The organism is Polaromonas sp. CG_23.6, assembly GCF_029892315.1.
Lineage (GTDB): Bacteria > Pseudomonadota > Gammaproteobacteria > Burkholderiales > Burkholderiaceae_C > Polaromonas.
Genome location: NZ_JARXUY010000001.1, coordinates 2222501 through 2248741 on the forward strand (window position 1 = coordinate 2222501; position 26241 = coordinate 2248741).

Annotated in this window: 12 protein-coding genes, 3 tRNA genes, 5 rRNA genes, 5 pseudogenes and 1 riboswitch (1 of these 26 running past the window's edge); of the genes and pseudogenes, 11 read left to right on the top strand and 14 right to left on the bottom strand. The window is 56.0% G+C overall.

Going from position 1 to position 26241, the window contains the following annotated elements; all coding sequences use genetic code 11:
- From H4V98_RS10465 to rrf (H4V98_RS10495), 7 genes are all read left to right on the top strand, one after another.
- Positions 1-2846 (top strand): 23S ribosomal RNA (locus H4V98_RS10465); it begins 37 nt to the left of the window's first position.
- Between the two features lie 160 nt (positions 2847-3006).
- Positions 3007-3119 (top strand): 5S ribosomal RNA (rrf, locus tag H4V98_RS10470).
- Between the two features lie 413 nt (positions 3120-3532).
- Positions 3533-5069, top strand: a 16S ribosomal RNA gene (locus H4V98_RS10475).
- 128 nt (positions 5070-5197) lie between these two features.
- Positions 5198-5274, top strand: a tRNA-Ile gene (locus H4V98_RS10480).
- A 47-nt stretch (positions 5275-5321) separates the two neighbouring features.
- A tRNA-Ala gene (locus H4V98_RS10485) sits at positions 5322-5397 on the top strand.
- 365 nt (positions 5398-5762) lie between these two features.
- Positions 5763-8645, top strand: a 23S ribosomal RNA gene (locus tag H4V98_RS10490).
- 160 nt (positions 8646-8805) lie between these two features.
- Positions 8806-8918, top strand: a 5S ribosomal RNA gene (gene rrf / locus H4V98_RS10495).
- Together the 16S, 23S and 5S rRNA genes with 2 tRNA genes alongside form the textbook arrangement of a ribosomal RNA operon.
- Positions 8919-9145: 227 nt before the next feature.
- Here the strand turns inward: rrf (H4V98_RS10495) and H4V98_RS10500 are convergent.
- From H4V98_RS10500 to H4V98_RS10510, 3 pseudogenes are all read right to left on the bottom strand, one after another.
- A pseudogene (locus tag H4V98_RS10500) lies at positions 9146-10078 on the bottom strand (IS66 family transposase); the annotation flags it as partial.
- Positions 10079-10118: 40 nt separating this feature from the next.
- Positions 10119-11674 (bottom strand): annotated as a pseudogene (locus tag H4V98_RS10505) (IS3 family transposase).
- Positions 11675-11917: 243 nt separating this feature from the next.
- Positions 11918-12115 (bottom strand): annotated as a pseudogene (locus tag H4V98_RS10510) (IS3 family transposase); the annotation flags it as partial.
- Positions 12116-12174: 59 nt separating this feature from the next.
- On the opposite strand from H4V98_RS10510, the pseudogene H4V98_RS10515 reads away from it, so the two are divergent.
- Positions 12175-13729: pseudogene (locus tag H4V98_RS10515) on the top strand (IS3 family transposase).
- 33 nt (positions 13730-13762) lie between these two features.
- Here the strand turns inward: H4V98_RS10515 and H4V98_RS10520 are convergent.
- Positions 13763-14074 carry a hypothetical protein gene (locus H4V98_RS10520; protein ID WP_231374702.1) on the bottom strand — a complete coding sequence of 104 codons (312 nt, stop codon included), beginning with the start codon at positions 14072-14074 and terminating at the stop codon, positions 13763-13765.
- 142 nt (positions 14075-14216) lie between these two features.
- On the opposite strand from H4V98_RS10520, the gene H4V98_RS10525 reads away from it, so the two are divergent.
- Positions 14217-14456 carry a transposase gene (locus H4V98_RS10525; RefSeq protein ID WP_231374701.1) on the top strand — a complete coding sequence of 80 codons (240 nt, stop codon included), beginning with the start codon at positions 14217-14219 and terminating at the stop codon, positions 14454-14456.
- A 191-nt stretch (positions 14457-14647) separates the two neighbouring features.
- Here H4V98_RS10525 and H4V98_RS10530 read toward each other — a convergent pair.
- Both H4V98_RS10530 and serA read right to left on the bottom strand, forming a co-directional pair.
- A pseudogene (locus tag H4V98_RS10530) lies at positions 14648-14827 on the bottom strand (transposase); the annotation flags it as partial.
- Between the two features lie 95 nt (positions 14828-14922).
- Complete coding sequence (serA, locus tag H4V98_RS10535) at positions 14923-16152, bottom strand: phosphoglycerate dehydrogenase (protein ID WP_196863287.1); 1230 nt, start codon at positions 16150-16152, stop codon at positions 14923-14925.
- Between the two features lie 230 nt (positions 16153-16382).
- On the opposite strand from serA, the gene H4V98_RS10540 reads away from it, so the two are divergent.
- Together H4V98_RS10540 and thiD are read left to right on the top strand one after the other, a co-directional pair.
- Positions 16383-16458 (top strand) — tRNA-Asn (locus tag H4V98_RS10540).
- A gap of 281 nt (positions 16459-16739) precedes the next feature.
- Positions 16740-17597 carry a bifunctional hydroxymethylpyrimidine kinase/phosphomethylpyrimidine kinase gene (gene thiD / locus H4V98_RS10545; RefSeq protein WP_196863286.1) on the top strand — a complete coding sequence of 286 codons (858 nt, stop codon included), beginning with the start codon at positions 16740-16742 and terminating at the stop codon, positions 17595-17597.
- Here the strand turns inward: thiD and H4V98_RS10550 are convergent.
- From H4V98_RS10550 to H4V98_RS10585, 8 genes are all read right to left on the bottom strand, one after another.
- The gene (locus H4V98_RS10550) at positions 17581-18885 is read right to left on the bottom strand and encodes a cytosine permease (protein ID WP_196863285.1); all 1305 of its coding nucleotides are present in this window, start codon (positions 18883-18885) and stop codon (positions 17581-17583) included. The genes thiD and H4V98_RS10550 overlap by 17 nt on opposite strands.
- Before the next feature lie 57 nt (positions 18886-18942).
- A riboswitch (TPP riboswitch) is annotated at positions 18943-19055 on the bottom strand.
- A gap of 133 nt (positions 19056-19188) precedes the next feature.
- The gene (locus H4V98_RS10555; protein WP_196863284.1) at positions 19189-20289 is read right to left on the bottom strand and encodes an NAD(P)/FAD-dependent oxidoreductase; all 1101 of its coding nucleotides are present in this window, start codon (positions 20287-20289) and stop codon (positions 19189-19191) included.
- 74 nt (positions 20290-20363) lie between these two features.
- Positions 20364-20693, bottom strand: coding sequence for a ferredoxin FdxA (fdxA, locus tag H4V98_RS10560; RefSeq protein ID WP_196863283.1), 330 nt, complete (start codon positions 20691-20693; stop codon positions 20364-20366).
- A gap of 174 nt (positions 20694-20867) precedes the next feature.
- Positions 20868-22181, bottom strand: coding sequence for a GTP-binding protein (locus H4V98_RS10565; protein ID WP_196863282.1), 1314 nt, complete (start codon positions 22179-22181; stop codon positions 20868-20870).
- On the bottom strand, positions 22181-23134 hold the full coding sequence (gene cysD, locus H4V98_RS10570) for a sulfate adenylyltransferase subunit CysD (protein ID WP_196863281.1): 954 nt from the start codon (positions 23132-23134) through the stop codon (positions 22181-22183). Before cysD ends, H4V98_RS10565 begins: the two co-directional genes overlap by 1 nt.
- A complete protein-coding gene (locus H4V98_RS10575) occupies positions 23131-23916 on the bottom strand; it encodes a phosphoadenylyl-sulfate reductase (RefSeq protein ID WP_196863280.1) in 786 nt (261 codons plus the stop codon). The genes cysD and H4V98_RS10575 overlap by 4 nt, the downstream gene beginning before the upstream one ends.
- Positions 23917-23927: 11 nt before the next feature.
- Positions 23928-24341 (bottom strand): DUF934 domain-containing protein, encoded by a 414-nt coding sequence (locus tag H4V98_RS10580; protein ID WP_196863279.1) that lies wholly within the window; start codon positions 24339-24341, stop codon positions 23928-23930.
- Positions 24342-24387: 46 nt separating this feature from the next.
- Positions 24388-26220 carry a nitrite/sulfite reductase gene (locus H4V98_RS10585; protein ID WP_196863278.1) on the bottom strand — a complete coding sequence of 611 codons (1833 nt, stop codon included), beginning with the start codon at positions 26218-26220 and terminating at the stop codon, positions 24388-24390.
- Positions 26221-26241 lie beyond the last annotated feature (21 nt).

Here is a 26241-nt window from a genome sequence, read left to right on the forward strand (position 1 = left end):
AATGATAGGCGACGAAAGACGTGATAGCCTGCGATAAGCTTCGGGGAGCTGGCAAATTAGCTTTGATCCGGAGATTTCTGAATGGGGGAACCCACCTAGCAATAGGTATCTTTAACTGAATACATAGGTTATTGAGGCGAACCGGGTGAACTGAAACATCTCAGTAGCTCGAGGAAAAGACATCAACCGAGATTCCGAAAGTAGTGGCGAGCGAAATCGGAAAAGCCTGCACGTGATATCAGGATTCTTAGCAAAGCAGCATGGAAAGGCTGGCCATAGTGGGTGATAGCCCCGTATGCAAAAAGAGACCTGTGGTACTGAGCGTGCGAAAAGTAGGGCGGGACACGAGAAATCCTGTCTGAATATGGGGGGACCATCCTCCAAGGCTAAATACTCATCATTGACCGATAGTGAACTAGTACCGTGAGGGAAAGGCGAAAAGAACCCCGGGAGGGGAGTGAAATAGATCCTGAAACCGTGTGCTTACAAAAAGTAGGAGCCTTGAAAGGGGTGACTGCGTACCTTTTGTATAATGGGTCAGCGACTTACATTCAGTGGCAAGGTTAACCGAATAGGGAAGCCGTAGAGAAATCGAGTCCGAACAGGGCGAACAGTCGCTGGGTGTAGACCCGAAACCAAGTGAGCTATCCATGGCCAGGATGAAGGTTCAGTAACATGCACTGGAGGTCCGAACCCACTAGTGTTGCAAAACTAGGGGATGAGCTGTGGATAGGGGTGAAAGGCTAAACAAACTTGGAAATAGCTGGTTCTCTCCGAAAACTATTTAGGTAGTGCCTCAAGTATTACCATCGGGGGTAGAGCACTGTTTTGGCTAGGGGGTCATGGCGACTTACCAAACCAAGGCAAACTCCGAATACCGATGAGTACAGCTTGGGAGACAGAGCACCGGGTGCTAACGTCCGGACTCAAGAGGGAAACAACCCAGACCGCCAGCTAAGGTCCCTAAAATTGGCTAAGTGGGAAACGAAGTGGGAAGGCTATAACAGTCAGGATGTTGGCTTAGAAGCAGCCATCATTTAAAGAAAGCGTAATAGCTCACTGATCGAGTCGTCCTGCGCGGAAGATGTAACGGGGCTAAGCCAGTTACCGAAGCTGCGGATGTGCCATTTATGGCACGTGGTAGGAGAGCGTTCTGTAAGCCTGTGAAGGTGGTGGTGTAAACCCTGCTGGAGGTATCAGAAGTGCGAATGCTGACATGAGTAGCGTTAAAGGGGGTGAAAAGCCCCCTCGCCGTAAGCGCAAGGTTTTCTACGCAACGTTCATCGGCGTAGAGTGAGTCGGCCCCTAAGGCGAGGCAGAGATGCGTAGCTGATGGGAAACAGGTCAATATTCCTGTACCGATGTGTAGTGCGATGTGGGGACGGAGAAGGTTAGCTCAGCCAACTGTTGGATATGTTGGTTCAAGCCTGTAGTCGTGCCTGGTAGGTAAATCCGCCGGGCTTAGATGAGGGGTGATAACGAGGCTGCTTGCAGCCGAAGTGAGTGATACCCTGCTTCCAGGAAAAGCCACTAAGCTTCAGCTACACACGACCGTACCGCAAACCGACACTGGTGCGCGAGATGAGTATTCTAAGGCGCTTGAGAGAACTCAGGAGAAGGAACTCGGCAAATTGACACCGTAACTTCGGAAGAAGGTGTGCCTCTAGTCAGTGAAGGGATTTACTCCTGGAGCTAAACGAGGTTGCAAAAAATCGGTGGCTGCGACTGTTTATTAAAAACACAGCACTCTGCTAAGACGAAAGTCGACGTATAGGGTGTGACGCCTGCCCGGTGCTGGAAGATTAAATGATGGGGTGCAAGCTCTTGATTGAAGTCCCAGTAAACGGCGGCCGTAACTATAACGGTCCTAAGGTAGCGAAATTCCTTGTCGGGTAAGTTCCGACCTGCACGAATGGCGTAACGATGGCCACACTGTCTCCTCCTGAGACTCAGCGAAGTTGAAATGTTTGTGATGATGCAATCTCCCCGCGGAAAGACGGAAAGACCCCATGAACCTTTACTGTAGCTTTGTATTGGATTTTGAACAGACCTGTGTAGGATAGGTGGGAGGCTTTGAAGCCGGGACGCTAGTTTCGGTGGAGCCAACGTTGAAATACCACCCTGGTGTGTTTGAGGTTCTAACCTAGGTCCATTATCTGGATCGGGGACAGTGCATGGTAGGCAGTTTGACTGGGGCGGTCTCCTCCCAAAGTGTAACGGAGGAGTTCGAAGGTACGCTAGTTACGGTCGGACATCGTGACGATAGTGCAATGGCATAAGCGTGCTTAACTGCGAGACTGACAAGTCGAGCAGATGCGAAAGCAGGACATAGTGATCCGGTGGTTCTGTATGGAAGGGCCATCGCTCAACGGATAAAAGGTACTCTGGGGATAACAGGCTGATACCGCCCAAGAGTTCATATCGACGGCGGTGTTTGGCACCTCGATGTCGGCTCATCTCATCCTGGGGCTGTAGCCGGTCCCAAGGGTATGGCTGTTCGCCATTTAAAGAGGTACGTGAGCTGGGTTTAAAACGTCGTGAGACAGTTTGGTCCCTATCTTCCGTGGGCGCTGCAGATTTGAGGAAGCCTGCTCCTAGTACGAGAGGACCGGAGTGGACGAACCTCTGGTGTACCGGTTGTCACGCCAGTGGCATTGCCGGGTAGCTAAGTTCGGAAGAGATAACCGCTGAAAGCATCTAAGCGGGAAACTCGTTTCAAGATTAGATCTGCCGGGGCCTTGAGCCCCCTGAAGAGTCGTTCAAGACCAGGACGTTGATAGGCTGGGTGTGGAAGCGCAGTAATGCGTTAAGCTAACCAGTACTAATTGCTCGAGAGGCTTGACCCTATAACTTTGATTAATTCAAAGGTGTTATGCCAAGACTGACGCATTCAAAAAAGATACAGTTCCAACAGGAACTGTGCAACAATCTAAATTACAAGCTGATTTGCTCTATGAATTCGATGGACTGCTTCCCGTGTGGGAAGCATTTCGTCAACCAGTTATGCCTGATGACCATAGCAAGTTGGTACCACTCCTTCCCATCCCGAACAGGACAGTGAAACGACTCAGCGCCGATGATAGTGCGGATTCCCGTGTGAAAGTAGGTCATCGTCAGGCTCTTATATTGACATACGCCCAGCTGAAAATCAGCTGGGCGTTTTGTCTCAAGATTTCATGTTGATTTTTGTATGCATTCGTTGGAATGTAAACAAAAGTCAAACAAAATTTGACTACTGCGAGAAAAGCGGTATATAATTTGAGGCTCAGCTGATTACAGCTAACAGTGCAAAGCAAGACGGCAAAGCTGTCGAGCAGAGCGCCAGGATCATTAAAAATTTACAGCCGATAAGTATGGGCGTTTGAAGGGCGAAAAGCCAGGTCACTTGTGACCAGGTCTTTTGGACCTTAAACGCTCATGGAGATAGAAAATGTGAAGTCGTCAAGATTTCTCATCAATTCCGTTTTTATGAGTTTTCTTCGTGCGTTGGACTTTGGTCTGATGTGCGGAGTTGAAAATTATTGCAGAGATTAAACTATAGAGTTTGATCCTGGCTCAGATTGAACGCTGGCGGCATGCCTTACACATGCAAGTCGAACGGCAGCACGGGAGCAATCCTGGTGGCGAGTGGCGAACGGGTGAGTAATATATCGGAACGTGCCCAGTCGTGGGGGATAACGTAGAGAAATTTACGCTAATACCGCATACGATCTAAGGATGAAAGCGGGGGACCGTAAGGCCTCGCGCGATTGGAGCGGCTGATATCAGATTAGCTTGTTGGTGAGGTAAAAGCTCACCAAGGCGACGATCTGTAGCTGGTTTGAGAGAACGACCAGCCACACTGGGACTGAGACACGGCCCAGACTCCTACGGGAGGCAGCAGTGGGGAATTTTGGACAATGGGCGAAAGCCTGATCCAGCAATGCCGCGTGCAGGAAGAAGGCCTTCGGGTTGTAAACTGCTTTTGTACGGAACGAAAAGGTCTGCCTTAATACGGCGGGCCCATGACGGTACCGTAAGAATAAGCACCGGCTAACTACGTGCCAGCAGCCGCGGTAATACGTAGGGTGCGAGCGTTAATCGGAATTACTGGGCGTAAAGCGTGCGCAGGCGGTGATGTAAGACAGTTGTGAAATCCCCGGGCTCAACCTGGGAATTGCATCTGTGACTGCATCGCTAGAGTACGGTAGAGGGGGATGGAATTCCGCGTGTAGCAGTGAAATGCGTAGATATGCGGAGGAACACCGATGGCGAAGGCAATCCCCTGGACCTGTACTGACGCTCATGCACGAAAGCGTGGGGAGCAAACAGGATTAGATACCCTGGTAGTCCACGCCCTAAACGATGTCAACTGGTTGTTGGGTGCATTAGTACTCAGTAACGAAGCTAACGCGTGAAGTTGACCGCCTGGGGAGTACGGCCGCAAGGTTGAAACTCAAAGGAATTGACGGGGACCCGCACAAGCGGTGGATGATGTGGTTTAATTCGATGCAACGCGAAAAACCTTACCTACCTTTGACATGTACGGAACTCGCCAGAGATGGCTTGGTGCTCGAAAGAGAGCCGTAACACAGGTGCTGCATGGCTGTCGTCAGCTCGTGTCGTGAGATGTTGGGTTAAGTCCCGCAACGAGCGCAACCCTTGTCATTAGTTGCTACATTTAGTTGGGCACTCTAATGAGACTGCCGGTGACAAACCGGAGGAAGGTGGGGATGACGTCAAGTCCTCATGGCCCTTATAGGTAGGGCTACACACGTCATACAATGGATGGTACAAAGGGTCGCCAACCCGCGAGGGGGAGCCAATCCCATAAAGCCATTCGTAGTCCGGATCGCAGTCTGCAACTCGACTGCGTGAAGTCGGAATCGCTAGTAATCGTGGATCAGAATGTCACGGTGAATACGTTCCCGGGTCTTGTACACACCGCCCGTCACACCATGGGAGCGGGTTCTGCCAGAAGTAGTTAGCCTAACCTGCAAAGGAGGGCGATTACCACGGCAGGGTTCGTGACTGGGGTGAAGTCGTAACAAGGTAGCCGTATCGGAAGGTGCGGCTGGATCACCTCCTTTCTGGAAATGAAGCAATTTGCGCTTCTTACGCCCATTCTTATCGGTTGTTGTTTAAAACAACAGCATAGGCCCGCGTTTAGCTAGGCTATCTGATTGGTGCCGCCTTCAGGTTCTTCGATGAACTCAAAGGGTCTGTAGCTCAGCTGGTTAGAGCACTGTGTTGATAACGCAGGGGTCGTTGGTTCGAGTCCAACCAGACCCACCACATCAGGGTCGAGAAATTTCAGAACGCAGTCAAAGGATTTCGTTCCTGGGGGATTAGCTCAGCTGGGAGAGCACCTGCTTTGCAAGCAGGGGGTCGTCGGTTCGATCCCGTCATCCTCCACCACTTACCAGCACCGACCGGGAAAAAAGGGTAGGGCTCAATTTACTAATGCAAAGTACTCTCTTTGAGAGTGCTTTGTGTTGGTTGATTTATTTATTTATATCAATCGATTATTGGCTGTTCTTTAAAAATTCATAGAGTTAAATCAGCGCTGCTGGCGGAAACTGCACATTCGTAAAGGTTTAGTGCAGACCGTGCCGCCAGTAGCAATTTAGAGAAATTTTGATTGCGTCAAAATGAACTTTTGATTTCGAGCGGAAATGCATGAAAGTGCAAATTAGATCGAATTGAAAGATACGGCATAACGCGTCAGGTGAAAGACCTGACAATCATTCCTTGAAAATAACGGCGAGAAATCAAAGTTATAGGGTCAAGTGAATAAGAGCACATGGTGGATGCCTTGGCAATGATAGGCGACGAAAGACGTGATAGCCTGCGATAAGCTTCGGGGAGCTGGCAAATTAGCTTTGATCCGGAGATTTCTGAATGGGGGAACCCACCTAGCAATAGGTATCTTTAACTGAATACATAGGTTATTGAGGCGAACCGGGTGAACTGAAACATCTCAGTAGCTCGAGGAAAAGACATCAACCGAGATTCCGAAAGTAGTGGCGAGCGAAATCGGAAAAGCCTGCACGTGATATCAGGATTCTTAGCAAAGCAGCATGGAAAGGCTGGCCATAGTGGGTGATAGCCCCGTATGCAAAAAGAGACCTGTGGTACTGAGCGTGCGAAAAGTAGGGCGGGACACGAGAAATCCTGTCTGAATATGGGGGGACCATCCTCCAAGGCTAAATACTCATCATTGACCGATAGTGAACTAGTACCGTGAGGGAAAGGCGAAAAGAACCCCGGGAGGGGAGTGAAATAGATCCTGAAACCGTGTGCTTACAAAAAGTAGGAGCCTTGAAAGGGGTGACTGCGTACCTTTTGTATAATGGGTCAGCGACTTACATTCAGTGGCAAGGTTAACCGAATAGGGAAGCCGTAGAGAAATCGAGTCCGAACAGGGCGAACAGTCGCTGGGTGTAGACCCGAAACCAAGTGAGCTATCCATGGCCAGGATGAAGGTTCAGTAACATGCACTGGAGGTCCGAACCCACTAGTGTTGCAAAACTAGGGGATGAGCTGTGGATAGGGGTGAAAGGCTAAACAAACTTGGAAATAGCTGGTTCTCTCCGAAAACTATTTAGGTAGTGCCTCAAGTATTACCATCGGGGGTAGAGCACTGTTTTGGCTAGGGGGTCATGGCGACTTACCAAACCAAGGCAAACTCCGAATACCGATGAGTACAGCTTGGGAGACAGAGCACCGGGTGCTAACGTCCGGACTCAAGAGGGAAACAACCCAGACCGCCAGCTAAGGTCCCTAAAATTGGCTAAGTGGGAAACGAAGTGGGAAGGCTATAACAGTCAGGATGTTGGCTTAGAAGCAGCCATCATTTAAAGAAAGCGTAATAGCTCACTGATCGAGTCGTCCTGCGCGGAAGATGTAACGGGGCTAAGCCAGTTACCGAAGCTGCGGATGTGCCATTTATGGCACGTGGTAGGAGAGCGTTCTGTAAGCCTGTGAAGGTGGTGGTGTAAACCCTGCTGGAGGTATCAGAAGTGCGAATGCTGACATGAGTAGCGTTAAAGGGGGTGAAAAGCCCCCTCGCCGTAAGCGCAAGGTTTTCTACGCAACGTTCATCGGCGTAGAGTGAGTCGGCCCCTAAGGCGAGGCAGAGATGCGTAGCTGATGGGAAACAGGTCAATATTCCTGTACCGATGTGTAGTGCGATGTGGGGACGGAGAAGGTTAGCTCAGCCAACTGTTGGATATGTTGGTTCAAGCCTGTAGTCGTGCCTGGTAGGTAAATCCGCCGGGCTTAGATGAGGGGTGATAACGAGGCTGCTTGCAGCCGAAGTGAGTGATACCCTGCTTCCAGGAAAAGCCACTAAGCTTCAGCTACACACGACCGTACCGCAAACCGACACTGGTGCGCGAGATGAGTATTCTAAGGCGCTTGAGAGAACTCAGGAGAAGGAACTCGGCAAATTGACACCGTAACTTCGGAAGAAGGTGTGCCTCTAGTCAGTGAAGGGATTTACTCCTGGAGCTAAACGAGGTTGCAAAAAATCGGTGGCTGCGACTGTTTATTAAAAACACAGCACTCTGCTAAGACGAAAGTCGACGTATAGGGTGTGACGCCTGCCCGGTGCTGGAAGATTAAATGATGGGGTGCAAGCTCTTGATTGAAGTCCCAGTAAACGGCGGCCGTAACTATAACGGTCCTAAGGTAGCGAAATTCCTTGTCGGGTAAGTTCCGACCTGCACGAATGGCGTAACGATGGCCACACTGTCTCCTCCTGAGACTCAGCGAAGTTGAAATGTTTGTGATGATGCAATCTCCCCGCGGAAAGACGGAAAGACCCCATGAACCTTTACTGTAGCTTTGTATTGGATTTTGAACAGACCTGTGTAGGATAGGTGGGAGGCTTTGAAGCCGGGACGCTAGTTTCGGTGGAGCCAACGTTGAAATACCACCCTGGTGTGTTTGAGGTTCTAACCTAGGTCCATTATCTGGATCGGGGACAGTGCATGGTAGGCAGTTTGACTGGGGCGGTCTCCTCCCAAAGTGTAACGGAGGAGTTCGAAGGTACGCTAGTTACGGTCGGACATCGTGACGATAGTGCAATGGCATAAGCGTGCTTAACTGCGAGACTGACAAGTCGAGCAGATGCGAAAGCAGGACATAGTGATCCGGTGGTTCTGTATGGAAGGGCCATCGCTCAACGGATAAAAGGTACTCTGGGGATAACAGGCTGATACCGCCCAAGAGTTCATATCGACGGCGGTGTTTGGCACCTCGATGTCGGCTCATCTCATCCTGGGGCTGTAGCCGGTCCCAAGGGTATGGCTGTTCGCCATTTAAAGAGGTACGTGAGCTGGGTTTAAAACGTCGTGAGACAGTTTGGTCCCTATCTTCCGTGGGCGCTGCAGATTTGAGGAAGCCTGCTCCTAGTACGAGAGGACCGGAGTGGACGAACCTCTGGTGTACCGGTTGTCACGCCAGTGGCATTGCCGGGTAGCTAAGTTCGGAAGAGATAACCGCTGAAAGCATCTAAGCGGGAAACTCGTTTCAAGATTAGATCTGCCGGGGCCTTGAGCCCCCTGAAGAGTCGTTCAAGACCAGGACGTTGATAGGCTGGGTGTGGAAGCGCAGTAATGCGTTAAGCTAACCAGTACTAATTGCTCGAGAGGCTTGACCCTATAACTTTGATTAATTCAAAGGTGTTATGCCAAGACTGACGCATTCAAAAAAGATACAGTTCCAACAGGAACTGTGCAACAATCTAAATTACAAGCTGATTTGCTCTATGAATTCGATGGACTGCTTCCCGTGTGGGAAGCATTTCGTCAACCAGTTATGCCTGATGACCATAGCAAGTTGGTACCACTCCTTCCCATCCCGAACAGGACAGTGAAACGACTCAGCGCCGATGATAGTGCGGATTCCCGTGTGAAAGTAGGTCATCGTCAGGCTCTTATAGCCCCTGAACCAGCCCGGTTGATCTCATGATCGACCGGGCTTTTTCTTTTGGCTTGCTTTTGTTTGCTTGGACAACGCTTGGTAAGCGATAAGCAACCGGGCAATACACCGTATGCGTCCGGGCAACACATATTGAATCCGTAGCAGTGTGAACCGCCCCGAGTTTTGAGGAGGCTCAAATCTCTGTAAGCAGCCAGCGAACACAGCTTGACGCCAGCGGTCAAGGCTGTGCAGGCTTCCAGCGGTGAGGCAGCAACTCTGAGATATGGCTGTTTTTTTGTGTCGGCAGCCGTGTCAAGACATCCTTGAGGTAGGCGTACGGGTCATGCCCGTTGAGTCGGGCGCTCTGGATCAGGCTCATGATGGCAGCGGCGCGTTGCCCGGCCCTGAGTGAGCCGGCGAACAGCCAGTTCGAGCGGCCCACGGCCACGGGCCGGATTTGGTTTTCCACCCAGTTGTTGTCGATCGGCAATTGCCCGTCATCGAGGAAACGCATGAGTGCGCCCCAGCGCCTCAAGCTGTAATCGAGTGCCTTGGCCGTGGCTGAGCCGTCCAGGATCTGGCTGCGTTGCAGCACCATCCATTGGTGCAGCGCATCGGCCAGTGGCTTTGACCGGGCCTGGCGGATGCGCTGACGTTCATCCGCGCAGAGGCTTTTGACCTCGCGCTCGATCTCGTAGAGCTGGGCGATGTAGTGCAGCGCTTGGGCGGCAATCTGGCTCTGGTGATTGACATGCAACTCGAAGAAATGGCGCCTGGCGTGCGCCATGCAGCCCGCCTCCTGGATGCCCTGAGTGAACAGCGGCTTGTAGGCGACGTAATCGTCGCACACCAGCGTGCCTTGCCAATCACCCAGAAAGCTTCTGGCATGCGCGCCCGCGCGGCTCTCGCAAAAGTCATAGACCACGGCCTTCAGGTCTTCAAAGGCGCCCGGCGCGTAAGTCCACAGGTAAGCGCGGTGCGTTTTGCCATTGCCGGGTTTGAGCATCGCTACAGGCGTCTCATCGGCATGCAGCACGGCGTGGCTGAGAATTTCGCCCTTGAGCGCATCGACCAAGGGTTGGAGTTGAACGCCGCACATGCCCACCCAGGCGCCCAGCGTGGAGCGGGCAATCGCCAAGCCGGCGCGGGCAAAGATGCCTTCCTGGCGGTACCGGTGAATGTCAAGCTACTTGTCGCCTGTGAGGCTGAAGTTAGGCGGCTTTTTTGTACTCCTTGTCGTCCTCCTTTTGGTCGGTTTCCACTTGCTGATCGGGATTCAAGTGAACGACGCTCACGGGCTGCCAGTTGCGCGTGGCGCCGCTCCAGCGCTGGGGGTTGGCCGCCTTTGCCGCTTCATAGACGTCTGTGCGCTTTGACAGCAGCGCGCCGTCCTGGCCTGCATGGCGCTCCTGGGGGGTGACGAAACGAATAGCGCTGTGTCGATGTTCCAAGTTGTACCAGCGCACAAACCCACCCACCCACTGGCGGGCCGCCAGCAGGTGCTCGAACGATTGGCGCGGATAGTCGGGACGGTATTTGAGCGTCTTGAAGAGCGATTCGGAATAGGGGTTGTCATTACTGACGGCCGGGCGGCTGAGCGAAGGCATCACGCCCAGTGCCTGCAAGGTGGCCAGCATGGCTGCGCCCTTCATCGGGCTGCCATTGTCCGAATGCAGCACCACCTGCTGGGGGCGGATGTTTTCCCGCAGGCAGATGCCCGGCATGACCTCGCTGGCCAGTTCGCTGCTCTCAACCTCATAAACCTGCCAGCCGACAATTTTTCGGCTGAAGATATCGAGGAACAGGTACAGGTAGAAGTACCGGCCCATGACGCGCGTGGGCAGGTAGGTGATGTCCCAGCTGAACAGCTGCCTGGGCGCCGTGGCGCGCAGCGCACGCGGCTTGCTGCGCGGCTGCTTGGGTCGTTCTGCGCCACGGTGCTGGAGCTGGCGCTCGGCCCTGAGCACGCGGTAAAAGGTCGACTCGGAAGCGATGTACTGGCCCCGGTCAGCCAGTCGGGGAACGATTTGGCTGGGCGCCAAGTGACCAAATTCCTCGGAGTTGGCGACTGCCAGCAAGCCCTGGCGCTCCAGTGCACTGAGCCGATTCATGGGAACTTGCACCCGCGCGGGGCGTCGGTCTCCTTGGGATTCGTCGCGCTGCCAGCGCTGCAGTGTGCGCTCGCTCAGGCAAATCGCCGCGCATGCTCTATCCTGGCGGGCGCCTGCCGCAGTGGCGTCGGCCACCAGACCCATGACTTGGCGGCGCTGCGCGAGGGCGGTCGTTTGACCTCGTCCTCCCACAGCGCACGGAACTTTTTTTGCAGAATCAGCAAAGCCGCTGCCTCTGCCAGGGCTTTTTCCTTGCGCACCAGTTCACGCTTGAGCTGCTCGTTTTCATCTTGCAGATTGCGTAGCTCGCCCGTGCCTGAAACCGCTTTCGTTGGCGCGCAGAACGCCGCTTGCCAGCTCGTCAGGTGATGGGCAAATAACCCGTGCTCACGGCACCAAGCCTGCAGGGCCTCGCCTGATAAGCCATGGGTTTCGTGCAAGGCCAGCAGTTGCTCCTGGGCGGTCCAGTCCTGAGGGCGCTTTTCCTTTGCCTGCGAAATGCCGGCTTTGTTTGCCATTCCTTTTTTGACCCAGTTCCTGGCTGTGTGGTAGTTGATGTTCAGCTCCTGGGCAACGGACTCAATCGTGCGCTCTCCACGGGACAGCAGCTTGATGATGGCTTGTTCGACAAATGCGTCGGAATAGTTTGTTTTCATGGGTGTCTGTGCTTCTAAAAAGAACTTTTTAGAGGCGACATGTAGTCTGACACAGGGGGGCACCAGGGCGCAGCCTACAAGTACAGCGCCTTTTGCGAGAAGTACCAGCAGTGGGCTAGGCGCCTGAAGCGCTCGATGCGCCAGACCCACGAGGCCGGCGACAAGCTGTTCGTGGACTACGCCGGGCAGACGGTCCCGGTAGCGGTGGCTGTCAAGGAAGTTGTCGCCTAAAGTGAAGTGGAGTCAGGCTGTTTTTTGCGTGTGTTGAGACTCCTTGATTTGCGGGGTTTCTGGGTTCAGGTGCACGACATCGACATACGTCCACTGGCGAGGCTGCCCTGACCAGCGTTGGGGGTTGTTCTGGCGGGCTCGTTCATAGACGAGCTTGCGCTCCTCAAGCAGTGCCAGGTCTAAGCCGGCATGGCGCTGCGCTGGCGTCACCCCCCTGTGTCAGACTACATGTCGCCTCTAAAAAGTTCTTTTTAGAAGCACAGATACCCATGAAAACAAACTATTCCGACGCATTTGTCGAACAAGCCATCATCAAGCTGCTGTCCCGTGAGAGCGCACGATTGAGTCCGTTGCCCAGGAGCTGAACATCAACTACCACACAGCCAGGAACTGGGTCAAAAAAGGAATGGCAAACAAAGCCGGCATTTCGCAGGCAAAGGAAAAGCGCCCTCAGGACTGGACCGCCCAGGAGCAACTGCTGGCCTTGCACGAAACCCATGGCTTATCAGGCGAGGCCCTGCAGGCTTGGTGCCGTGAGCACGGGTTATTTGCCCATCACCTGACGAGCTGGCAAGCGGCGTTCTGCGCGCCAACGAAAGCGGTTTCAGGCACGGGCGAGCTACGCAATCTGCAAGATGAAAACGAGCAGCTCAAGCGTGAACTGGTGCGCAAGGAAAAAGCCCTGGCAGAGGCAGCGGCTTTGCTGATTCTGCAAAAAAAGTTCCGTGCGCTGTGGGAGGACGAGGTCAAACGACCGCCCTCGCGCAGCGCCGCCAAGTCATGGGTCTGGTGGCCGACGCCACTGCGGCAGGCGCCCGCCAGGATAGAGCATGCGCGGCGATTTGCCTGAGCGAGCGCACACTGCAGCGCTGGCAGCGCGACGAATCCCAAGGAGACCGACGCCCCGCGCGGGTGCAAGTTCCCATGAATCGGCTCAGTGCACTGGAGCGCCAGGGCTTGCTGGCAGTCGCCAACTCCGAGGAATTTGGTCACTTGGCGCCCAGCCAAATCGTTCCCCGACTGGCTGACCGGGGCCAGTACATCGCTTCCGAGTCGACCTTTTACCGCGTGCTCAGGGCCGAGCGCCAGCTCCAGCACCGTGGCGCAGAACGACCCAAGCAGCCGCGCAGCAAGCCGCGTGCGCTGCGCGCCACGGCGCCCAGGCAGCTGTTCAGCTGGGACATCACCTACCTGCCCACGCGCGTCATGGGCCGGTACTTCTACCTGTACCTGTTCCTCGATATCTTCAGCCGAAAAATTGTCGGCTGGCAGGTTTATGAGGTTGAGAGCAGCGAACTGGCCAGCGAGGTCATGCCGGGCATCTGCCTGCGGGAAAACATCCGCCCCCAGCAGGTGGTGCTGCATTCGGACAATGGCAGCCCGATGAAGGGCGCAGCCATGCTGGCCACCTTGCAGGCACTGGGCGTGATGCCTTCGCTCAGCCGCCCGGCCGTCAGTAATGACAACCCCTATTCCGAATCGCTCTTCAAGACGCTCAAATACCGTCCCGACTATCCGCGCCAATCGTTCGAGCACCTGCTGGCGGCCCGCCAGTGGGTGGGTGGGTTTGTGCGCTGGTACAACTTGGAACATCGACACAGCGCTATTCGTTTCGTCACCCCCCAGGAGCGCCATGCAGGCCAGGACGGCGCGCTGCTGTCAAAGCGCACAGACGTCTATGAAGCGGCAAAGGCGGCCAACCCCCAGCGCTGGAGCGGCGCCACGCGCAACTGGCAGCCCGTGAGCGTCGTTCACTTGAATCCCGATCAGCAAGTGGAAACCGACCAAAAGGAGGACGACAAGGAGTACAAAAAAGCCGCCTAACTTCAGCCTCACAGGCGACAAGTAGCTTGACATTCACCGGTGCTGGCGCTGGTACTCCTCCCACAGCAGTTGCAGGGTAACGCCGGCGCGCTTGAGTTCGCTGTGCAGTTCGGCGTAATCGGGCTCGAACTGGCGGGACTGGCGTGCCACCGGCGGCCGATACAACCGGGCCTGGAGTTCTTCGTCGCTTAAATGCTGGGCTTCGCTCCAGTCGAGCCCGGCGGCGCGGGTGTAGCTGGCGATGTCGCTGACGGTGGATTTGGAGATGCCCAGTGCTGCGTCGATTTGGCGCGTGCTGAGGTTGCCGCTGTGCAGCAGCTGCAATGTGTGTCGAATCTTGCTCATGGTGACCCTTGGTGTGGGCATAGCTGGTTTCCGGTCAAAAAACCGGACAGCCTACGCCTCGTTTGGGTCACTCAGGGCACTGCTGGGGTGTCCGCCTTCAAAATGGAACGCTGTCTGCCTTCACCGTGGAACGGTGTCCGCGATGACGGTGGACCACTGTCCGCCATCAGCATGGAATCGTGTCCGCCATCGCGTGGAATACGCAGCCAAGCATGACTACCGCAAGCGCAAGTGGATTGCCGAGCCGCCCAACGGCTGGATCAAGAACGTTCTGGGGTTTCGCCAGTTCAGCATGCGGGGTCTGGAAAATGTAAAAGCCGAGTTCAAGCTCGTTTGCCTGGCGCTCAATCTGCGCAGAATGGGGGCGATGCGGGCGAGTTGAGGCGCAAAGTGCATCAATATTGTCAAAATCACGCACTTGCGCCTGATTGACATGGTCTTTGCAGGCCGCGCCGATGAGGGTGACGGACACGTTCACCATGGGCCAGACCGCATGAGCGGACTCTCAACCACTTTGTGCCTGTTTAAATCGGTCTGGCGCCCAGACTCCTAGGGCTTTGTGCAAAAGAAACTCTTTAGGGCGTGGATGTCCAGATGGGCCTCGGCCAGAAGTCGCTTGAGCTTGCCGTTCTCCATCTCCAGTTCGCGTAGCCGTTTGGCCTCATAGGCATTCATGCCGCCGTACTTGGAGCGCCACTTGTAAAACGACGCATCACTGAAGTAGTGATTGCGCCCGATCTCCTTGATCTGCATTCCGGCTTCCGCCGCACCCCCAGATGGTCAAATTTCGGTCGGCGCCAATAATCCGTACTAAATTCTGACTCCACTTCAATTCCAGTAAGAATTTTCTAGAAAAGAATGCGGCTGCGAATAGTTCCTCGGACATTGGCCAGCTTGGCAAGTGCCCTATCAGAATTCCCTGCATCGATATCGATCACCACATAGCCAACAGCCTCATTGGTCTGCAAGTACTGCGCTGCGATATTTATTTGGTTATCGGAAAAAACCTGATTGATTTCCGAAAGCACGCCAGGCACATTACGGTGAATGTGAAGTAAACGGTGTTTTCCTGGATGTGCCGGCAAAGCTACTTCCGGAAAATTAACGGAAGAGGTTGAAGTGCCGTTGTCACTGTATTTCACCAGTTTTTCAGCGACCTCAATGCCAATGTTGGCTTGTGCTTCCATCGTCGAACCACCAACATGCGGCGTCAGGATGACATTGTCAAGTCCGCGCAAAGGGGATTCAAACATGTCCTTGTTGCTACGCGGCTCAAGTGGAAAAACATCAATCGCAGCGCCCAATAGTTTTTTCTGCCGTAAGGCTTCAGCTAGTGGTTCAATGGAGACCACAGTTCCGCGCGAAGCATTGATCAGCACGCTACCAGGCTTCATTTGGGCAATCTGGACGGCACCAATCATCCATTGTGTTGCCTGTGTTTCGGGAACATGCAGCGTAACGACATCCGACTGCGCCAGCAGATCCTTCAAGCTGCCCACTTGCTGCGCATTGCCAAGGGGTAGTTTGGTAACCACATCGAAAAACACCACACGCATGCCAAGTCCCTCGGCTAATACCGAGAGTTGTGTGCCAATTGAGCCGTAACCAACGATACCCAATGTCTTGCCGCGAATTTCATAAGCATTTTCTGCAGACTTGAGCCACCCGCCCCGATGGGCGACGGCACTTTTTTCAGGTACGCCACGCAGCAGCAAAATAGCTTCGGCCAGCACCAGTTCGGCAACTGAACGGGTGTTTGAGAAGGGCGCATTGAATACGGCAATACCGCGTTCGCGCGCTGCCATTAGATCGACTTGGTTGGTGCCAATACAAAAGCAACCGACTGCGGCAAGTTTCGACGCATGGGCAAACACTTCCGCAGTCAACTGTGTGCGCGATCGGATCCCGACAAAATGGACATCTGCAATCTTGCGCTTGAGTTCCTCGTCCGGTAAAGCACCTACCAAGCTTTCGATCTGGGTATAGCCTGCAGTTTTTAGTACATCAACGGCTGAAGGATGTATGCCTTCCAGCAATAGAAATTTAATTTTGTTTTTGTCCGTTGAGGTTTTGATCATGAAATAGTTTTGCTTGGGTAATGATTACGAGTGACAGTATCTATCGTCGTGAGATTGAAGTCAGGCTAGGGCACGCTTGACCCCGGTGATTGTCGGAATGCCTAAAAAATTGTTGCGGCATTGTTTTTTACCATTCCTTGCCTGAATCGGACGGGTCCACCTAAAACCTTCACCGAAACGAAGACATCGTAAAAAGCCCCGAAATTTAACGCTATAATTTGAGGCTAGATTCCTCAATAGCTCAGTTGGTAGAGCGCCGGACTGTTAATCCGTAGGTCCCTGGTTCGAGCCCAGGTTGAGGAGCCAATTATTAGCCTTAAAGGCAAAAGCCCCGACGTTACTTAGATGGTAGCCGGGGCTTTTTAATTTTCGCATCCAATTTCTCATCTAGGCAACAAAACAGCTTTTTGTAACGTGTAGGCACTATGTGGTCAAACACCAGAAGACAAAAAACTCAGCCGGTTGGGCTTTATGTTGCGATGTTAGGCAAATTTCAGGTCTTGTCCGTATCAGTAAGCGTCAGGTATGTCAGTCCAATTCATTGTGTTTGTGTTTGACGATGAATTGAAAGTGCATTAAAAAAAGCTATGACTGAAAAAAAAATCCAATCTCCCCGAAATTTCGAATTTTTACGCGTTCTCGCAATTGCTGGGTCGGACAGTGGCGGCGGTGCCGGTATCCAGGCCGACCTTAAAACCTTTGCGGCTTTGGGTTGTTTTGGCATGACCGCCATCACCGCATTGACAGCCCAAAATACGCAAGGGGTACGGGCTATTCATGGGGTGCCGCCAGAGATGCTTCGTGACCAGATTGATGCGGTGATGGAGGATATCGGCGCCCATGCGGTGAAGATCGGCATGCTCCATACGCCCGAGATTGTGCAGACCGTGGCCGATGCGATTGACCGCCATGGCTTGCAAAACGTGGTGCTTGATCCCGTGATGATCGCCACGAGCGGCGCCGTGCTGATTGACAATCCGGCCATTGACCTGTTGGTGCGCGAATTATTTCCGCGTGCGATGCTGGTCACGCCCAACCTGGACGAGGCGTCCCTGCTGGTGGGGCGTCCTTTGCATCACGAGGGCGATATGGAAGCTGCCGCACACGAGTTGATGGCGATGGGCGCACAGGCTGTCTTGCTCAAGGGCGGCCATTTGGCTGGTAATCAGGTGTGTGATCTGTTTTTAGTGAAAAACAGTGCGGCGCACTGGATGCGTGCGCCGCGCATCCACACCGCCAATACCCACGGCACCGGCTGCACCCTGTCTTCCGCCGTTGCTGCCCACTTGGCGCTGGGCGCAGGCTTGCTGGACGCCGTAGAGGCGGCACGATGCTACGTGCGCGCCGCGCTTGAAGCCAGCGCGACAGTGCGTACTGGCGCCGGTAGCGGGCCGCTGAACCACAGCCATGCACCGCTGATCATGCGCCTTAAGCCGCTACGCTGACCTCTGGCCTGTTCAACAAACTGCGTGTCAACCACGCCAGCACAAAAGTCAGTACCAGTGTGGGCAAGGCCGATCCCCATTGAGGAGAAAATTGTGCAAACAGGTGGTAGCAGGCCACTCCCAGCAACCAGATGACCACGGCGCTGGTGTCGACTTTGCGTTGTGTCATCAGCTGCACCACGTTTGGCTGGCCTGCCAGTCGCGCCAAGATCACACCGTAGAGTGGAACAAATACCGAACTGAGCATCAATAAAAACGGCTCCAGGCTGTGGATCGGCAGCACCAGCGCGAGCGCCGTACAAACTATCGCAAGGGACATGCCCCAGCGTCGAACGCTCCAGCGTGGCTGCAGGCTGTGGCCAGCAACCGAGCCCGAATAAACGTCCCCATAGGCATTGTCCACCTCGTCGATCAAAATCAACCCGAGTGCAATCAATCCACCCTGCGCGAGCAGCAAGGCCGCCACCAGATCAGTGCTGGGCGTTGTCAACGCCACCAGCAAGCCCAGTGAATAACACCACATATTGGCCACGGCATAACCCAGCCAAGTGCCACGCAGCGCACTGTTGCCATTGCGGCCATGGCGCGCAAAGTCAGCAACCAGTGGCAACCAGGACACCGGCATGGCGATCACCAGGTCCAGTGCGGACAGGCTGCTCATGCTGCCATTGCCGGTCCGATTCCATATTTCGGACAAGCCCTGCGCACTGGCCTTGGACAGGAATTGCCAGCTCAACCACACCAGCGACGCAAAAATCAGCGGCAAGCCGTAACGGCCAATGAACTTGCGTACCAGCTTGACCATTGATCCCGACAGCAGCGCCAGCAGCACAGCACCCCAAAGGATTGTTGCCAGCACCGGCCACAAGCTCGCGCTGAAACCGCCTGATTGCCGTGCAATGGCCACGGTACCGTCACGCATTACGACCAACTCAAACGTGGTCCAGCCGATGAGCTGCACAATGTTGAGCAATACTGGCAGGCGCGCAAAGCTGCTGCCATAAGTGGCATGCATCAGGCCGGCGCTGGACAAGCCACTGTCGCAGCCGATCTTGGCCGTCCAGGCCAGCAGGCCTGCGCCCAGCACCGAACCAAAAACGATCACCATCAGCGCGGCCTGGGTTCCCAGTGCGGGCACGAGGTAGGCGCCGATCTGCATGACCAGCAGGCCCACACCCAGGCTCAGCCAGAGTGCCGCATGGTCGCGCCAGCCGAACAGTCGTTCGCCCGCAGGCAAAGGCGTCAGCGCAGTGTTGCCGCCCGGTGATGGAAAAGAAGTGAAGGCCATCGGCAATACCGTTCATCAATGGCAGAGCGGCTTGCCAGACGCACCGGCAGAACGGCGGATGCCTGAAGCATGCTTCCCTGCGCGAGGATTACCTCAGTCAGGTTCAAAGGGACTTTCTCAGTCTCCGTGCTCACCCTTGGCAAGACCCGGTAACACCCCCAGCGAAAGTGCTTTTTCAAACACAGCGAGAATTGTAGAAGAATTTTCCGTCCAAATGCTTGTGCAGCATGGTCGAGGACATGCCGGTCAGCCATGAAAAAAGCCCGCACAAGACGGGCTTTAACATAAATGGTGCAACGCCTGTCAGTCGAAAACCGGCGACTCCACACCCAGCACCTTGTGCAATTTAGGGCTGGTGGTGGTGTACTGCAAATGAATTTTCTTGTCCGGAAAAATGATGGGCGCGGCGCCGAATGCAGCCAGTGCGCACTCATGGAACCCGCTCAGGATCAGCTTTTTCTTGCCAGGGTAGGTGTTGATGTCACCCACTGCAAAAATTCCTGGAATGTTGGTTGAAAATTTCTCGGTGTCCACCTTGAGTTGCTTGCGCTCGATGTCCAGGCCCCACAGGGCAATTGGGCCCAGCTTGGGGCTCAGGCCAAAAAACACCAGCAAGACATCCAGCGGCACCACACGCGTGATGCCATCGGATCCTGTTACCTTGGCCGCAGTCAGCTTGCCGTCTTTTTCGTCGTACCCGGTGACCTGGCCAACGATGAATTGCATCTCGTAGGCATCGCACAGCTCCTTCATCTTGGCAACGTTCGCTGGCGCTGCCTTGAAGCCGTCGCGGCGGTGAATCAGGATAACGCTCTCGGCCTTGTTCGGGCCTTCCGCAACAAAGTTCAATGCCCAGTCGAGCGCGGAATCTCCGCCGCCGATGATCACCAGGTTTTTTCCTGCAAAGTCGGCCGGGTTCTTGACACGGTAGAACAACTGGCTGTTGTCGAATTTTTCCAGGCCCTCAACCCGCAGCAGCTTGGGCTGAAAAGCGCCCACGCCAGCGGCGATGAAGATGGTCTTGGTCAGAAATTTCGTGCCTTTGGAAGTTTCAACGAAAAAACGGCCGTCTTCCTGCTTTTCCACCGCACTGACTTCCTGGCCCAGGTGAAAGGTCGGTCCGAAGGGCTCGATCTGTTTCATCAGGTTGTCGGTCAGTTCCTTGCCGGTGCAGACCGGAATGGCCGGAATGTCGTAGATCGGCTTGTCAGGGTACAACTCGATCGGCTGGCCGCCGGGGTAGGCAAGGGAGTCGATGACATGGGCCTTGATTTCCAGCAGGCCGAGTTCAAACACCTGGAACAACCCAACGGGGCCTGCACCCACGATGACGGCATCGGTTTCGATGGGGCCGTCGTGCTGGGCTGCGGTGTTGATCACTTCTTGGTTCAGTTGTGGTTCCATAATTTCTTGGCTTGAATTGTGTGAAAGCTCTGGAGCGAGCCCGGCGTCGGCAGTACCCATGTCAGTGAAAACGGTCAGCGCACCAGTTCGGGCAGTTTGCCGGTCTTGTCTTTCCAATCGTCGGCGTCTGGCAAGGCTTCCTTGCGCTTGGTGATGCTTTTCCAGCCGGGCGCACTGGTCAGGTCGGCATTGATCTTGATGAAATGCAATTGGTCGGACGGCAGGTCTTCCTCGGCATAGATGGCGTTGACCGGGCATTCCGGAATGCACACTGCGCAGTCGATGCATTCGTCCGGATCAATCACCAGCATGTTCGGGCCTTCGCGGAAACAGTCCACGGGGCAAACGTCCACGCAATCGGTGTATTTGCAGCGGATGCAGGGGTCGGAAACGACGTGGGTCATGGTGTTATGGGCTTGTCGGTGGAAACCCTGAATTTTAAGGCAATGCCCGACGCATTCACTTGACCCAACGCATACCTGTGGAAACCAACGGATTCCCCAAGTGATGCGTCAAGATTTGAAGTATTTCGGACGATGTAAAAAACGGGTCTGGGAAGGATGAAAAAAAGCGTGAGTTTACAGAACCAGCGCAGCGCCGGATGTCTTGTGCGAGGCGGTATCGACCAGCACCAGAGAGCCCAAAACGCGCGAGCGCAAATAAGGCAGCGTGACGAGCGGCTCTTGAAAAGTCAGTTCGACATGGCCAATGGCGTTGGGCGGGAGTTCTCTGGCGTCTTCTTCGGCCAGTGTGTTGACGTCGAGCTTGTGCACGATGCGTTTGACCTTGGCCTTGACCCAGCGGTGACCCTGTAATGCCCAATACACTCGGCCGGCTACCAACGGCTCGTCGTCCATCCAGGCCATGGTGACCGACACCTCGCGCGAGGGCGTGAAAGTATCGGGCGCCAGCAGCCAGTCGCCGCGCGACACATCCACCTCGCGGTCGAGCACAATGCCGGCGCTGTGTCCGGCCATGACTGATTGGGGCTGGCGGGTGTGGCCCAGCACCTGCGCGACGATGGCGGTTTGCCCGCTTGGCAGGATGGTCACGCTCTGGCCAGCTTGCAGGCTGCCAGTGGCCACGCGGCCCCAGAAAATGCGCCGACCCTGCGAGGTGTCGGCCGAGGCAGAAAACTTTTCAACCCATTGCACCGGAAACGCCAGAGCTTCAGTGGTATCTGCGGGTGTAGAGGGCAGCTGCTCCAGCAATGCCAGCAGCGAGAGGCCTTCATAGCCGCACCAGCCGGGTTTGCCATCGACTACGTTTAAGCCCTTGAGCGCCGACACCGGAACTGTCGCGCGGACCGGGATTTTTGCAGCCTCGGCAAAAGCGGCCAGCGCGGTGCTGATATTGTTGAAGGCCAAAGTGGCGTCTTCCACCGCATCAAGCTTGTTCACCGCGAACACGATGGACGGCACGCGCAGCAGGTTGACCAGCAGCGAATGGCGGCGGGTTTGCTGCAGCAGTTCCATGGCCGGATTTTTCCAGTCGAGCTTGGTGGCATCGACCAGCACCACGGCCGCGTCGGCGCTGGAAGCGGCGGTGACCATGTTACGGGTGTACTGTTCGTGGCCGGGCGCATCGCCTATGATGAACTTCCGGCTTTCAGTGGCGAAGTAGCGGTAGGCGACGTCGATCGTGATGCCTTGCTCACGTTCGGCCGACAGGCCGTCGGTGAGCAGCGCCAGGTCGGTTTCGCCGGCGCGCTGTACGCCCGCCAGATGGTCTTGCAGCACCGCCTTGCTGTCCACCAGCAGTCGGCCAATCAAGGTGCTTTTGCCGTCATCGACAGAGCCGCAGGTAATGAACTTCAGCGCCGATTTCAGATCATTTCGGCCTGTTGCGCTTACTGGCTGTTCGCCGTCAGCTATCAAATCAATAGTAGTCATCAGAAGTACCCGTCTTTCTTGCGCTTTTCCATCGAAGCGTCGGATGTTTTGTCGTCCATGCGCGTGGCGCCGCGTTCGCTGACATCGGCGGCCAGCGTCTCGATCACGATTTCAGCAGCGGTGGCGGCCAGGCTGTCCACCGGGCAGGTGCAGGTGATGTCGCCCAGGGTGCGGAAACGCACGGTCTTTTCAACCACCTCTTCGCCTGCGCGGGCCGGGGTCAGCTCGGTGACGGGCACCAGCAGGCCCTTGCGCTCGACGATCTGGCGCTGGTGCGCGTAGTAGAGAGAGGGCAGTGCGATGTGTTCGCGCTCGATGTACTGCCACACGTCCAGTTCGGTCCAGTTGGAGATCGGGAACACGCGGAAATGCTCGCCGGGCTGCAGCCGGGTGTTGAACAGCGTCCACAACTCGGGCCGCTGTGCCTTGGGCTGCCACTGGCCGAAGCTGTCGCGATGCGAAAAGATGCGCTCCTTGGCACGGGCTTTTTCTTCATCACGACGGGCGCCGCCGATCAGCGCATCAAAGCGGAATTCGTCAATCGCCTCCAGCAGCGTGACCGACTGGTGCGCATTGCGCGGCTCGTCGGCATGCGCCAGGCGCACGGTGCCGCGCTTCATCGAATCATCGAGATGGCGCACAATCAGCTTGGCGCCCAGTTCCTTCGCGCGCATGTCGCGGAAATCAATCACTTCCGGAAAGTTGTGGCCGGTGTCGATCATCAGGAGCGGAAACGGAAGGCGGCCGATGCCAAACGCTTTTTCGGCACATTTCAGCATCACCAGCGAATCCTTGCCTCCCGAAAACAGCAGCGTCGGGCGCTCGAAGGCGGCGGCGACTTCGCGCAGGATGAAGATGGTTTCTTCCTCCAGCGCGTCGAGGTGTGAATTGCTGAGCTTGGCCAGCAAGTCGGGTTCATGGCTGATGGGGTTGATTTCCAGTCGGGCGTTCATGCGGGTATTTCTCGGATAGGGATGATGCTGGAAAGCGGTTCGAACGCGGCGGGTTCCTGTGCTTCGTGGGTGCCGTCGGCAGCGACGTGCAGGCCGCATTCCTTGGCGCTTTCGTTTTCCCACCACCAGCGGCCAGAGCGGATATCTTCACCCAGCGTCACGGCGCGGGTGCAGGGCGCACAGCCGATGCTGGGGTAGAACTGGTCGTGCAGCGGGTTGTAGGGAATGGCATTGACCGAGATGTAATGCCAGACATCGCCCAGCGTCCAGTCGGCCAGCGGGTTGATCTTCGCGCGGCCCGCCTGGTGCTCGACGTAGGGCACTTCGGCCCGGGCGCTGGACTGCTCGCGGCGCAGGCCGGTGATCCAGCCCTTCTTGCCGTCCAGTGCGCGCGCCAGCGGCTCCATCTTGCGGATGTCGCAGCACTCCTTGCGCAGTGCCAGGCTCCGGTACATGGCTTCGTCGCCGTTGGCCTGCACAAAGGCTGCCGCCGCCTCTGGGTCGGGACGGTACACACTGACGCGGCGCTGGTAGCGTGCCTCGATGCGGTCAATGAGGGCCATGGTTTCTACGTGCAGCATTTCGGTGTCTAGCACGAACATGCCGGCGCACAGGTCGGCCTCGTACATCAGGTGCGTCACCACCATGTCTTCGGCGCCGAGGCTGGAGGCCTGGGTCAGCGGCGAATATTTGATGGCGCTTGATTCGAGCAGCGCCAGGCTGTGCGCGATTTTTTGTGCCAGGTCGGGCGAAGGTCGTGCGTAGAGCGAAATGGCACTCATGTACGGTCTCCTTAAGCGGCCAGTGCAGTCACTGGCGAGGTGTTGACGAAATGGGGGCGGGTGTCGACCGCGTCGCCCTGGTACTTGCCCACACCGTAGCCGGGGTAGGCGGCCAGCACGCGCTGCGCCACGTCCAGGGGCTGGTCGGCGCGCAGCACGGCCACGTCAAAGCCGCTGCGCTTCATTTGCGCCAGCTGGTCGACCAGCACGTCGCCGGTGGCAAAAATCTGGCCTTGAAAGCCGAGTCGGCGGCGCAGCAAAAACGCCTGGCTGAACGCGCGGCCGTCGCTGAATTTGGGAAAGTGCAACTGCACGCGCTCTACCCCCTCCAGGGAAACTTCACTTGGATCAGCGTCATTCGCCATTTCAATAGTATTTTGGCCGCTGGCGCTTATCGAGTCGTCGTTGGATGCTATCAATTTCATGGTGTTTCTCCGGTTTCAAGGTTCGGTATGAATATCAACAAGGGGTTCAGGCGGTAGCGCTTTCGGCGCTTTCACTGCGTTTGGTGCTGACGCGCGTTGCATTGGCGGCCAGCTTGAAAGCGTCAGGACCCACGCGGCGCAGCGTGTCGATGAAGGTTTCACGGCCGTTGCGCTGCGCTACATAGGTGTCAATCAGCGCTTCCACCACATCGGGCACCTCGGCGGCTGAAAACGACGGGCCGACGGTCTTGCCTGGCATGGCCGGGCCGGACAGCAGCGAGCCATCTGCGCCGCCCAGCGACACCTGGTACCACTCCTTGCCATCCTTGTCCACGCCCAGGATGCCGATATGGCCGCTGTGGTGGTGGCCGCAGGAGTTGATGCAGCCGCTGATGTGCAGGTCGATCTCGCCCAGGTCATGCAGTTCGTCCAGGTCCTGGTAGCGCTCGGTGATGGCTTCGGCGATCGGAATCGAGCGCGCATTGGCCAGCGAACAAAAATCGCCGCCAGGGCAGGTGATCATGTCGGTCAGCAGGCCGATGTTGGGGCGGGCCAGACCGGCCGCTTTAGCTGCTTGCCACAACTCGGGCAGGTCGTCGGCATGCACCCACGGCAGCAACAGGTTTTGCTCGTGCGTGACGCGCAATTCGCTGGCGCTGAAGCGGTCGGCCAGATCGGCAGCGATGTCCATCTGTTCGCCTGTGGCGTCGCCGGGGGCTTGGCCGAGCCGTTTGAAGGACAGCGAAACGGCGCGCAGCGCGGGGTTTTGGTGCGCCCTGACATTGCGTTGCAGCCAGCGGGCGTATTCGGTATTGCCCTGTGCTTGCGTACGCAATGCTTCGTGCTGGGCCTGTTCGTCCACTGTGCGCTCGCGCTGGACAACAACAGGCGGGACGAAGCAGGCGGACACGCGGTCAAACTCGGCCTGGGTGATGAGGTGCGGCGCGCCGTCTTGCTCGACGATTTGCTTGAACTCGGCCTCGACCTGGTCGATATAGCGCTGGCCTTCAGCCTTCACCAGGATCTTGATACGCGCTTTCCATGCATTGTCTCGACGGCCGTAGCGGTTGTAGACGCGGATCACCGCCTCGATGTAATTCATGACCTGGTTCCACGGCAGGAATTCGCGAATCACGCTGCCAATCACTGGCGTGCGGCCCATGCCGCCGCCGACCAGCACCTTGAAGCCGAGATCGCCGGCCTCGTTGCGCAGCAGTTGCAGGCCGACGTCGTACCAGCCGATGGCGGCGCGGTCTTCAAGGGCGCCGTTCAATGCGATCTTGAACTTGCGCGGCAAGAAGGCGAACTCCGGGTGCAGCGTGCTCCACTGGCGCATGATTTCTGCAAACGGTCGCGGATCGGCGATCTCGTCGGGTGCAATGCCGGCCAGCGCGTCGCTGGTGATGTTGCGGATGCAGTTGCCGCTGGTCTGGATGCCGTGCATGTCCACGCTGGCCAGCAGGTCCATCACGTCGGCTGCGTCGCTCAGCGGTATCCAGTTGTACTGCACGTTGGTGCGGGTGGTGAAGTGGGCATAGCCCTTGGTCAGCTTGGTGTGCACCGACAGGCCGTTGCTCAAAGGCACGGCGCCCAGCTTGTCCTGCATGGCTTGAGCATCGGCCAGCAGGGCGGCGTCGGGCTGGTCGTATTCGCGGGCGATTTTGGCCAGCACGCGCATTTGCCGGCTGGACAGTTCGCCATAAGGCACGGCCACGCGCAGCATGGGTGCGTAGCGTTGCACATACCAGCCGTTTTGCAGGCGCAGCGGCTTGAATTCGTCTTCGGCCAGTGAGCCCGCCTGCCAGCGGGTCAGCTGATCGCGGAACTGGTCGGCACGTGCTTTTACAAACTGGCGGTCAAATTCGGTGTATTGGTACATGGAGATCAGCAGTCTAAAAAT